Source organism: Rhodococcus sp. BP22 (assembly GCF_014281965.1).
Taxonomy (GTDB): Bacteria; Actinomycetota; Actinomycetes; order Mycobacteriales; family Mycobacteriaceae; genus Rhodococcoides.
Window position 1 is genome coordinate 116,615 of sequence record NZ_JACFTB010000009.1, and the last position, 11,598, is coordinate 128,212.

General features: G+C 61.9%; 9 protein-coding genes. 6 read left to right on the top strand and 3 right to left on the bottom strand.

What is annotated here, in order from left to right; all coding sequences use genetic code 11:
* Nucleotides 1-219 precede the first annotated feature (219 nt).
* A complete protein-coding gene (locus tag H2510_RS18825) occupies nt 220-621 on the top strand; it encodes a BlaI/MecI/CopY family transcriptional regulator (protein ID WP_315901438.1) in 402 nt (133 codons plus the stop codon).
* Nucleotides 618-1,505 carry a M56 family metallopeptidase gene (locus tag H2510_RS18830; protein WP_186629805.1) on the top strand — a complete coding sequence of 296 codons (888 nt, stop codon included), beginning with the start codon at nt 618-620 and terminating at the stop codon, nt 1,503-1,505. Before H2510_RS18825 ends, H2510_RS18830 begins: the two co-directional genes overlap by 4 nt.
* A 44-nt stretch (nt 1,506-1,549) precedes the next feature.
* Here H2510_RS18830 and H2510_RS18835 read toward each other — a convergent pair whose 3' ends face one another.
* Together H2510_RS18835 and H2510_RS18840 are read right to left on the bottom strand one after the other, a co-directional pair.
* On the bottom strand, nt 1,550-2,041 hold the full coding sequence (locus tag H2510_RS18835; RefSeq protein WP_186629806.1) for a DUF2231 domain-containing protein: 492 nt from the start codon (nt 2,039-2,041) through the stop codon (nt 1,550-1,552).
* Between the two features lie 128 nt (nt 2,042-2,169).
* Nucleotides 2,170-6,570: a non-ribosomal peptide synthetase gene (locus H2510_RS18840; protein WP_186629807.1), complete on the bottom strand. Its 4,401-nt coding sequence runs from the start codon at nt 6,568-6,570 to the stop codon at nt 2,170-2,172.
* Nucleotides 6,571-6,836: 266 nt separating this feature from the next.
* Here H2510_RS18840 and H2510_RS18845 point away from each other — a divergent pair, with 266 nt between their 5' ends.
* The 4 genes from H2510_RS18845 to H2510_RS18860 all read left to right on the top strand — a co-directional run bounded on the left by H2510_RS18845 (nt 6,837) and on the right by H2510_RS18860 (nt 11,133).
* Entirely contained in the window at nt 6,837-7,778 is a 942-nt protein-coding gene (locus tag H2510_RS18845) for an ABC transporter ATP-binding protein (RefSeq protein WP_261393047.1), read from the top strand.
* Nucleotides 7,768-8,544, top strand: a complete 777-nt coding sequence (locus H2510_RS18850) for an ABC transporter permease subunit (protein ID WP_186629808.1) — start codon at nt 7,768-7,770, stop codon at nt 8,542-8,544. The genes H2510_RS18845 and H2510_RS18850 overlap by 11 nt, the downstream gene beginning before the upstream one ends.
* 5 nt (nt 8,545-8,549) lie before the next feature.
* Complete coding sequence (locus tag H2510_RS18855) at nt 8,550-9,395, top strand: ABC transporter permease subunit (RefSeq protein ID WP_186629809.1); 846 nt, start codon at nt 8,550-8,552, stop codon at nt 9,393-9,395.
* A 148-nt stretch (nt 9,396-9,543) separates the two neighbouring features.
* Nucleotides 9,544-11,133, top strand: a complete 1,590-nt coding sequence (locus H2510_RS18860) for a serine/threonine-protein kinase (RefSeq protein WP_222438915.1) — start codon at nt 9,544-9,546, stop codon at nt 11,131-11,133.
* 25 nt (nt 11,134-11,158) lie between these two features.
* Here H2510_RS18860 and H2510_RS18865 read toward each other — a convergent pair whose 3' ends face one another.
* Complete coding sequence (locus H2510_RS18865) at nt 11,159-11,476, bottom strand: winged helix-turn-helix domain-containing protein (RefSeq protein WP_186629810.1); 318 nt, start codon at nt 11,474-11,476, stop codon at nt 11,159-11,161.
* Between the last annotated feature and the right edge of the window lie 122 nt (nt 11,477-11,598).

Below are 11,598 nucleotides of genomic sequence, written 5' to 3' on the forward strand. Positions count from 1 at the left end.
ACCAAGAGGTGCCCGGAGATTCGCTTTCAGCGATTCTTCAGGAGCACTTCTGCACGCTGAAACCGTGCTCCTCTCATCATCGACGTCCGCCGTGCACGCAACGGTCACCCTCGGCGGCTACGCGCTACACCGACTCGACACTGCGACCGCGGACGAACCCACCCTGCCCCGGCACATCAGTCCGGTGGCGCGATAGTGGCCTATCCTTGAGGCATATCAGTGAGTGAGGTGGAACCTGTGCGTCGAGCGTCCGGTCAGCTGGAAGAGTCCATCGTGCAGTTACTCGGTGAGCATCGAGAGCTGTCCGTGTCAGAGGCCCGCGCACATCTGGACGCCGAACTCGCCCACACCACCGTGATGACTGCGCTGGTTCGGCTCCATGGAAAAGGGCTGGTCGAGCGGGAACGCCGAGGACGATCCTTCGTCTACACCCTCACAGCGCCGGTTGACGAGATTCCCGCGCTTCGTGCCGCGATGCGTATGAGAACCGAACTCGGTGAGCGGGACAAGCGTGCGGATGTGCTGGCAAGTTTCGTTGCAGCCTTGGACCCCGAGGACGAAGCAACGCTGCGCAGTCTGCTCTCACCGGGTGCAGACGATCTGGATGAGCGCGGGCAGTGACGCTACTCGTTTTCGTCGCCGCACTCCCCTGGGTGGTGTCGCTGATGATGCGCAAGAACATCGAACGCATCGATCACCGATTCACTCCGTCGACTGCAGTAGTGCTGTTTCCAATTCTCGCCGTTGTCATCGCGTTCTCGATTGTCGCCTCGATGGTGGCAGTGGCTGCAGTCCTGGTTTCTTCGCCCAATCCCTTCATGATCGTGCTGGGTGTCGCACTCCTCGGGTGGATACTCTGGCGATCCATCGAGGTGTCACGCCATCTTCGACGGGTTGCAGTCAGTTCTTCCATGGCGTCGCGTTTCGGAGTCGAAGCGAGCACGCCAGGGGGAACAGTTCTCGTCGACTCCGCTGAGCCCGACGCTTTTGCCGTGCCATCGGGTGGCGGTGCCGTCGTCGTTACGACGGGGCTCGCCGAAGTACTGTCCGATGCCGAGTTGCGTGCGGTCATCGAACATGAACGTGCGCATCTGCGATTTCGCCATGCGCTATGGATTCAGATGTGCGAGATCGCGGCCCAATTCGATCCGGTGCTGCGCCCGTTGGTAGTTCGGGTAAGACATGCTGCGGAACGTCAAGCAGATGAGTACTCTGCAACCTTCGGCCGGAATGTGACTGTGTCTGCGCTCGCGCGAACGGCTTTGCTACGCACGCATCTCGAGAGGGATGCGCAGTCTCGGAAACTTGCAAGTACCGGTGGCGATGTCGTCCGGCGAGTGCGCGCTTTGACCGAGCCCCCGCCGGAGCGCCAGCGTTACGCCGTCCTCATCGCAGGCCTTGTGGTGATAGCCGCATGCGCGTCGATCTCGATAGCGCTGTTCGACGTGGCGCAGGACGTCATCGTGCCGGAGGCCGGAGAAACGCCTTCGTCTGTCTTCCAATAGCTTTGGCCGGAGGCGGGATCTTAGTTCTCGCCGTCGGCTTCCCGTCACCTGCTCGGGCCGTCCTCCGCGGGGGCGGAAGTGACGGTGTCATCCCACGCCGCACGCGCACCGGAGTCCCCGATGCGATACACCTGGACGATCGTTGCCACCCCGACGAGGACGGCCACAATCGCGACGGCAACCGATAGCCACCGCACCGGCGGCTTCTCGCTACGTTCACGGAGTTGCAGGAGTACCAGCAGTGCTGCAACCACGACAGCAGCGATTGCGAAGTAGAGCATGGTATCGCCGAGTTCGGCATGCGTCTCTACGGATGCCGAACTCGGAACGCGCTTTTCCAGCCATTCCCCAGCATCTGTGGTGAGTGGTGTCATCACCAGAATCAACACCGACAAAGCCGCGATGAGCCACACAAATCTTCGACGCACTCCTGCCCACACACTGGCCGCGACGGCAAGAAGTGCAGTCAGTGGCGCGAGGACAACGATGAGATGAATCAACAGAATGTGGGCTGGTAGGCCGTTGATCGTCGACACTTTTTTCCTACTTCCGGTCACGGGTGTGCTTGCCCCACCACGTTTATACTACACGTTATGTAGTAGTTCCCACCGCACTGCGGATCGATTTCGGACCGGTGCGGACGTTTCACGAATGGCTTTGTGCTTCAGTCGGGTACGCCGTTCCAACTCGTAGTCGGATCGGCGACGATATCCCGCACGATCTGCTCGTACGACTGGCCGAACTCGGCGACCGTCGTCCCGTCGAACAATGCCGTCGGATAGACGATGTCCACCCCGACCGCGATAACAAGCCCCGCTTCGTCCCGGCGTTCGGTGATATGGACGTGCATATCGCATTTGGCGATATCCAGCGGACGTGGAGTTACCTCGAAATGGGCGTCGCCGACGTCGAACTTCGAGGTGGTGAAGACATCCAGGGACAAGGCGACTTGAAAGAGTGGATGCAGAGAATCGACGGGGTCCTCGACGAGATCACCCGCGACGTCGACGAACGGGGCAGTTGCGTGGTCGAGTGCTCTCAGTTCGCTGGTACGTGCCAGGGCAAGGACATCGTCGAACGTTCGCGCGGACGCGATATTCGTGCGGATGGCAACCGTATTGGTGAACATGCCCACGAGTTGCTCGAACCTCGGATCGTCTCGAGCTGCAACAGGAGTGCCGATGACGATATCGGCAGTCGTGCTGAGCCGCGCCAGAAGGACCAGCAGTGCTGACCGAAGTACGGTGAATCGCCCTGTCCGGGCGCGGTGACCGATACCGTCCAGCCCGTCCACGACAGCTGAGTCGAGTTCCAGCGAAACTCGAGCACCGGAGAAGTCCCACTGGTGTGGCCTCGGCCGGTCCAGGGGCAAGCCGATATCGAGTGGTGCTCCACGCAACTCCTTGCGCCAGAACTCCATATCGGCGGCGGTGGACCGAGCTGCGGCCCATACGCTGAAGTCGGAGTACTCCAGCGGCAGTTCTGTCCATTCAGCGGTCTTGCCGGCGGCCCGCGCGTTGTATGCGCGAACGAAGTCCGACGCCAACACACCCAGTGACCATCCATCTGCGGCAATATGATGCACCACGCACGCGAGCAGATGATGATCGGAAGAGACCGAGAACAGCTGCGCCCGGATGGGACGCTCGGACCGAACATCAAATGGTTCTGCCAATAGCGCATCTATTGCGCCAGCATCGAATGCAGTCTTACCGAACACCGGTCCGTCGAGAAGAGAAGTCCGTTCGATGACTTGTGCTGGGCCCCAAGTCGAATCCGGATACACCGTCCTCAGGCTTCGATGGCGGACCGCCAGATCTGCGAGCGCTGCTTGCGCCGCATCGGCGTCGAACGAGCCCGTGATTTCGATGGTGAACGGCAAGTTGTACAACGGAAGGCGTGCGCCTCGATCGATGTGGCGCTGCTGCGGAGCGAGAGGGATGTACGCCGCAGTGTCCGCCAGGCCCCGCTCAGGACCGGATGGGTAGGCCGAACCCTGGTCGGTGGACCGGGCTTCCACCAGCGCAGACAGAGCACGGACCGAAGGGGCATCGGTGAGGTCTCGCACGCCGACTTCCACGGTGGTATCAGCACGAACCAGCGCGAGAACTCTGGTGGCCGCCAGCGAATCGCCACCCAGGTCGAAGAAGGACGTCTCGACATCGACGTAGTCGGCGCCGAGAATGCGCGAATACGCTGCTGCGATCGCAACTTCGGTGGAACCCGATGGTTCGACGCCGCGTACCTTCGGCTGAATCTTCGGCGCCGGCACGGGGAGTGCTGCGCGGTCGAGTTTCTTGTTGACCGTCAGCGGGATCGCGTCGAGAATCGTGATTGTCGACGGAATCATGTGGGCGGGCAACCGCTGCGATATATCCAGTCGAATCTGCTGTATATCGACGGCCTGCTCGATGGGCACGATGTATCCGTCGATCCGTAGCCCACCATCGGGACCGTAACGCACGGTCGAGGAAGCTGCGGTGACCTGTGGATGCGCGCGCAGCACCGCATCGATTTCTCCGAGTTCGACCCTGTTTCCTCTGATCTTGATCTGATCGTCTGTTCTGCCGAGAAATTCGAGGTTTCCGTCCGCCAGGTGGCGTGCCAGGTCGCCGCTACGGAAGAGGCGTGAACCATTACTGCCGAACGGGTTTGCGAGGAACCGCGTCGCGGTGTCGGCACTGCGGCCGAGGTATCCGCGGGCCAGCCCACGTGTCTCGATGTAGATCTCTCCGGTGGCACCGCCAGGCACCGGGTGCAGGGCGCGATCGAGGAGGTAGATCTTCGCTCCCGTCATGGCCGCGCCGATCCCGATCGACTCGTCTGCATGCAGCGGGTCGGTCATGGTGACACTGCATGTCGTTTCGGTCGGCCCGTAGGCATTGAGCAAGCGACGGTTCTGGGACCAGCGGTCGACGATGTCTCGCTGGGCAGCCTCACCACCGATGATGATGGTCTCGATGCCGTTCAGTTCTGATGAATCGAGTGTGGTCAGAGCCGAAGGGGTGATCAACAAATGGGTGATCGATTCGCGTGAAAGTAGTTCAGCGAGTTCGAGTCCGCCATACACACCGGACGGCGCGATCACGACCGTCGCGCCGGAGATCGCGCCCGCCAGCATTTCGACGATTGCAGTGTCGAACCCCGGTGAGGCCAGATGACAGATGCGCGATGAGAAGTCGAGGTGGTAATTGGCTCGAATGTGTTGTGTGAGTGCACCGATTCCGTCGTGAGTGACAATCACTCCCTTCGGCTTGCCGGTCGAGCCAGAAGTGTAGATGAGATATGCGGCGCTATGTGCCCTGTACTCGGCCGATACGACAACAGCGTCGGAGTGTGTCGGTTGGGAGGGGTTGTCGATGTCTATCCATTGCACCTCCCCCAGTTCGCTTCCTAGGTGCTCCGATGTGCACAGGCCAACCCTTGCAGAGCAGTCGCGGAGGATGAACTCAGCGCGTTGCTGCGGATAGTTCGGGTCGATGGGGACGTACACCGCGCCCACTCGCGCTACTGCCCAGAACGCCGCGACTGCGGCAATCGACCGAGACGCCCGCACCACAACCATGTCCTCGGGGCCGACCCCGCATTCGATCAATGCGCTGGTGAGGCGATCGACCTGCATGGACAATTCGGCATACGTGACGACGCCGTTGTCGCGGACGGCAATCCGATCGCCGTAGCGACGGACCGCCTCGTCGAACACTTCGATCACCGAAGTCGAACCCTCGGCGTCTACGCCGACGGACGCGGGCGAGCTTCGCGTTTCTTCGGGAAAGAAGAGCTCGAGATCCGCCACAGCGGTGTCTCCGCAACCAGGTTCGGTGAAGCCGTCGAGAAAATGTAAGAAGCGGCAGTGATACCGGGACAGATCACCGGTTGTGTACACGGCCGGGTTCGCCTCGAAGTCGATACGCGGTTGCGTGGCAGTTCTACTCGGATAGATATTGACCGCAAGATCGGCGACCGGACCCGTCGTCACGATGTGGATCTGTCCGTCCAGATCACCGACGGTAATGTTGTTGGCGAACATCATCACGTTGATGGTGGGCCCGAATTGGCCGACGCGAAGCGGAGATCCGCTCACGGATGCGGTGGGTCTGCTGCGCTGGTGCCGCAATACTCCGCTCAATGCCACTTCTGTCGATTTGACGACGCTGTCGACCGTTGCCGATCCGACTCCGGACAATCGCAGAGGGACCACATTCGACACCGAGGATCCGGCACGTCGTAGCAATGCCGTGGTCCTCGCCGACACCGGCAACGACAAGTGGACGTCGTCGGAACCGGTCATGCGCGCAAGGAAAGCGGCGAACGCAGCGATCACCACACTCGATGTTGCGCGATCGCCGACCGACCATGAAACGGCCGCGGACGTCCGGTGCGCGTCGGTGTCCGCGCCGATCGTCATGGACAACGGTTCGGGCTGCACCGCCCGGCCCAGAGTGACCGGAATGGATTCTGATGCATCAGCATTCGTGGTTTCCCAAAACAGTCCATCACGCTCGAATCGCGAGGACGTTCGATATCGTTCGTCCTCCTCGACAAGGGCGGCCGGGGATGAAAGGTCGAGGGGTTCCGGTTCGGTCCCGGCTCGGGAGGCAGAGTAGATCGCGGCCGCTCGCTCGAGCACTTTCATCGATGCAAAGCCGTCGAGCGCGATGTGGTGGGCTCGGGTGTACCAGAGCACATGGTCATCGGTGAGACGGAAGAGCCGCAACCGGACAAGTGGCCCATCCATCGGCAGCGGGGATCGACAATCGTCGTCTATCCATTGGAGCGCAGAACTCAATGCGCTCGGGTGCGCCCTGAGGTCGACAATCTCCGCGACGTCATGGATCTGTGTCGTGAATACCTGAGCGGGCCGTCCCTCGATGTCGACGACGCGCATGCTCGACGACGAGAATTCGAGGTGTGCCCGCAATCCACTGTCGAGTAACGCATCCACATCGACCTCACCTGTGATGTCCACGTAATAGGCGATGGTGAAGGGGATGTCCGGCATGAGCTGTTGCGCATACCAAATATCGGCTTGAGTCGAACTCAAGGGCAATGCATCTTCGAGCACGGCATCCTCCCGCATCAGCACCGAACTACTACATGGTGAGTAGTTTCAGGCTACATGCGCCGCGGACCGAGGCGGCTGGTCCCGATATGGAAGCGAAAAACACCTGGGCACCTCACGCACGAGCAAGATCGGAATCGGCGACCCGGCACTGAATTCTTCGTACACTGTCTATCTGAAGGAACGGCCGCGCCGGCGGACTGACGATGTGCAGCTCTCGACGTTGATTACGACGATCACCCACCGCTACCGCGAGGGACACGATGCCAATGATGTCCGAGCAGCCTGCGATCAGAACCGATCGACTTACGAAGCAGTTCGGCGCATTCACTGCGGTGCGCGATCTCGACCTCGAGGTCGAACGCGGTGAGGTTTTCGGATTCCTCGGCCCCAACGGTGCAGGCAAGTCGACCACGATCCGGACACTTCTGGACCAGATCCGGCCCACCTCGGGCCGCGCACACATCCTCGGGATGGACTCGCACCGGGACTCGTTGAAAATCCGGTCCGCAATCGGGTACGTGCCTGGGGACCTTGCCCTCTACCCCAAACTGACCGGAGCGGAAACGCTACGGTACTTCGCGCGCCTTCGAGGCGGGGTCGACCAGAAGTATGTCGATCAGCTCGCGGAGCGGCTGCAAGCGGACCTGTCGAAGAAGGTCGGTGACTACTCCACCGGCAATCGGCAGAAAATCGGGTTGATTCAGGCGTTCATGCACAAACCGGATCTACTGATTCTCGACGAGCCGACCGCAGGACTGGACCCCCTGGTGCAGCGCGAGTTCAACACGATGCTGCACGAGGTGCGCGAAGAAGGGCGCACCGTGTTCCTGTCCTCGCACACCCTGTCCGAGGTCGAACGCGTCGCTGGACGTGTCGGCATCATCCGGGAGGGCCGACTTGTAGCAGTCGAGCGCATTGCAGACCTCCAAGCCAAAGCGATCCGGCGACTCGACATCGAGTTCGCGGAGCCGGTGTCACCAGAGCTGTTCGCGCAGGTAGGCACCGTCCGTGAGGTCACCGTCGACGGCACCCATGCCACCGTGGCATTCGACGGCCCGATCAACGGCATCTTGGCGGCGGCGATGGCGCACGAACTGGTCGATCTACACACCCGTGATGCCGACCTCGAGGAGATTTTCCTGGCCTACTACCGGGGCAACTCCGAACAGCAAGACAGCGCGAAGGAGGATCCCTCTGATGTCCGCTGACATCCTCACTCGCGAACTGACCGACCGCCGGATGCCCGTCGCCGCACTGGGGGTCGTGCTGGCACTCTTCGCATTCTTCGTGACCGGTATCAGCTCCGGGCTCGAGGACGTGATGACCGACCTGACCAACGCGATGCCCGATGCAGTCACTGCGTTCATCCCGGCTGGTCCGGGCGGCTATGCGATCGGTGAGCTGTTCAACCTCATCGCCCCGCTGGCCCTGATCGCGTATGCGGTGATCACCTCGGCGGCGGCAACCGCCGGGGAGGAAAAGGTCGGGACGATGGCGTTGCTCTCCGCCCAGCCGGTCACCAGACGGTCGATCCTGGCACAGAAAGCTCTGGGAGTGGGCGCCGCGCTTGCTGCGGTGACGATCGTGTTCGGGGGCGCTGCGGTTCTGTCGGCAATGTTGTTCGGTGTCGACGAGCTCACTCCCCGCCACATTGCGGCGGCGTGTTTGCATCTGTACCTGCTCGCATTGCTGTTCGGGGCGATCACACTGGCCGCGGGCGCAGTAGCGGGCGATCCCGGTATAGCCGCCGGCGTCGGAGGCGGTCTCGCTGTGGCGGCGTGGGTGTCGAACTCGATGCTTCCGATCGCACATCTCGACGCGTGGGCGCGAATCAGCCCGTGGTATTACTACGTCTCCGGCGAGCCGCTGAGTCATGGCGTCGATCTACGGCACGTCCTGGTCCTTGCCGTACTTACCCTCGCTGCGGCGACGATCGCGGCCGTCGCGTTCGACCGCCGTGACCTGAAGGGATGAGCACGATGACAACGACCTCAGACCACGGTGCCGCGGGTTCAGCACGACTGCGCGGTCTCCGCCAGATCCGAGCGGTGACGGCGCTCGCCCTACGAGACCGGTTGACGCTGGTGGGTGTCGTGGCTGCAGCGATGGTCGCGATGGGTGCCCTCACGGGGGCGCTGTGGCCACCGTTGCAGGACACATTGGTCGCCCTGCCTGCCAATTTCACGGACTCGATCGGCAAGCTACTCGCTGGTGCGGACATGACCACTCCAGCGGGGTGGATGAATGCCGAGATGGTCTCGCTGGTCGTGCCCGGAGGATTGATCGCGGTTGCGATTCTCTCCGCATCCAAAGCGATCTGTGGGGAGGAGCAGTCCAAGACCGTTGGGGTACTTTTGTCGCTTCCGTTGAGTCGCAGCGCTTTTCTGGCCGCCAAGACCGCCGCCATGATAGTCCACGTGCTGCTCGCGACACTAGGCGTCGCAGCCGGATTGATAATCGGGGATGTGATCGGCGGTCTCGGAATCGACGCATCCGGCGTGTTCGGCACGTGCGCGCACAGCGCACTGTTGGCGATGTTGTTCGGCGCGGTCGCGGTACTGATCGCTGCGCTTACCGGTGACGGCCGGCTCGCCTCGACCATCCCGGCGGCGCTTGCCGTGCTTGCCTTCGCGCTCAACGCTTTCCTACCGCTGTCGGACTCACTTGCCGGCTTCACGAAGGTCAGTCCCTGGTACTACTTCGCAGGTAGCAACCCCCTCGTCAACGGGGCCAACTACGCTGATCTATCAATTCTTCTTGTCACCGCGATCATGCTGTGCGCCTTGGCATTTCCTATCTATCTCCGACGCGACCTGGCCGGTTGACCATGAAGCGAAAGCTCGGGTCACCCATCTCGTAGAACTGCACACCGCGGAAGCCGTCAGGGGCTATTACGTAACGAATCCACGCTACCGAGCGAAACCTGACTGGATCATCGTTTGTATTCTTCTCGGCACACACGAAGCAGGTTCGATGAATCAGATCGCGTCAGTATCCCGAGAGGGAAGCCAGTTCGGCCCCTACAAGCTGAAATCGTTGCTCGGCAAGGGCGGCATGGGTGAGGTGTACGAGGCGTACGACACGGTCAAGGACCGCACTGTGGCCCTCAAACTACTCTCACCCGACCTTGCGCACGATCCGACTTATCAGGAACGGTTCCGCCGCGAATCGCGAGCTGCAGCGCGTCTTCGAGAGCCACATATCATTCCCATTCACGACTGGGGCGAGATCGACGGCGTCCTCTTCATCGACATGCGGTTGGTCGCCGGTGACGATCTTCGTACGACGCTCCGGGCGCAGGGTCCGATGTCACCGAGCCGCGCCGTCGCGATCGTCGCACAGGTCGCCTCAGCGTTGGACGCCGCACACGCCGACAATTTGATTCACCGCGACATCAAGCCGGAGAATATTCTCCTTGCTCGGGACGACTTCGCTTATCTCGTGGACTTCGGTATTGCCCGGTCAGGTTCGGACGTACAGCTCACCACCCAGGGCACCGCGATCGGCTCGTACGCCTACATGGCACCCGAACGATTCGACGCCGATACGGTCACCCATCAGGCCGACACGTACTCACTGGCCTGCGTGCTGTACGAATGCCTCACCGGAACAGCGCCTTATCCCTCGACCAGCGTCAGCCAACTGATCAAAGCGCATCTCATGACCGCGCCGCCCCGAGCCAGCCTCACTCGGCCGGGGCTTCCCCGCGCACTCGATGCGGTAGTCGTCCGCGGTCTGGCGAAAGACCCTGATGAACGGTTCTCCAGTACGGGCGATTTCGCGCGCGCCGCCCATCTTGCCCTTACTCCGCCGGACCGCGCCGAGGCCACCGCGATCGTAGATCGCACGCTCGACGGCACGGCAGTTGGCAGCGTCGGTGAATATCGACAGACCAAAGTTGGCGATGCCGTCCATCCCCGACCGCAGGCCTGGGACACAGCGGCACCTCTTCCCCCACCACCTCGACCGAATGCAGCCCCGTACCCGGTCGCTCAACCGGGGCCGCACCGCTCGACGTTTCTCCCCGTGGCGATCACCCTCCTCGTCGTCCTGGTACTCGGACTCGGCGCAGCTGTTGCTTGGCTGACACTCGCGCCGAATACCGAATCCAACACGGCTGCAGTACCATCGGCGTCGGCTCCGATTTTCCAGAGCGCACCGAACGTGGCGGCAGAGCCGCCGACAGCGGTCGTCCCGACGTCCGCTCCGGCCGTACCCACCCGCGCTCGGTCGATCCCTGTATCCGGCGCGGACAGCCAAGGCTTCCTCGGTTCTTCCGGCCCCCGATGCAACGCCGACAACCTCGCCGTCGCCATCGGACGCACCACCGATTCCAAAATCGTGGTGTGCGAAACCGGCGTCGGACGGTACTACTACAAGGGCGTTCGAATCACCGACGCCGCCGGGATCGAACTCGACGACCCGAGGCCCTCTGCCGGTGGATTCGTCGCCACCAATCCCGCCGACGGAACCCAGTATCGACTCGATGGGTCCTCGCTGACCATCGTCTCCGACGGCGAAGTGCTGGCGGAAGAACCGATGCGGGAGTACTACGCGCGCTGACCTCGCGGTGGCACCCCGCTGCGTGTCATGAAGACGGGGACTCGGCCGTGGCAGGCACATCGGTTCCCGACGGGCTGAGGAGCACGTTCAATATCTCTCCGATGTTGTGTCCGCGTTCGACGGGATGTCGCATCGGACGATCATCACGGACACGGTAGGAGTTGCGCCTACCGTCCCGGATCCGGTCGAGGTAGCCGGCATCCACCAAGTCACTGACTATGCCCTGGGCTGCTCGCTCGGTGATGCCGACGTTCTGGGCCACATCGCGTACCCGAATGTCCGGGTCACGAGCGATACAGAACAGCGCGTGGGCGTGGTTGGTAAAAAACGTCCATTCCGCCATATCCGGAGCCTAGCCGGGTCTGCAGCTCACAGGAACTCTGTCACCGGAAACGCATCTCAGCTTCGGTCTCTGGACACAAGTTCTTCGAATCACCCCAACTGCATTACAGGTGATTTGACACC

What these genes read in the sequence shown, in the direction of transcription:
- H2510_RS18845 (WP_261393047.1), top strand. Translation starts at nt 6,837, where the DNA reads ATGATGTCCGAGCAGCCTGCGATCAGAACCGATCGACTTACGAAGCAG.
- H2510_RS18850 (WP_186629808.1), top strand. Translation starts at nt 7,768, where the DNA reads ATGTCCGCTGACATCCTCACTCGCGAACTGACCGACCGCCGGATGCCC.
- H2510_RS18855 (WP_186629809.1), top strand. Translation starts at nt 8,550, where the DNA reads ATGACAACGACCTCAGACCACGGTGCCGCGGGTTCAGCACGACTGCGC.
- H2510_RS18860 (WP_222438915.1), top strand. Translation starts at nt 9,544, where the DNA reads ATGAATCAGATCGCGTCAGTATCCCGAGAGGGAAGCCAGTTCGGCCCC.
- H2510_RS18865 (WP_186629810.1), bottom strand. Translation starts at nt 11,476, where the DNA reads ATGGCGGAATGGACGTTTTTTACCAACCACGCCCACGCGCTGTTCTGT.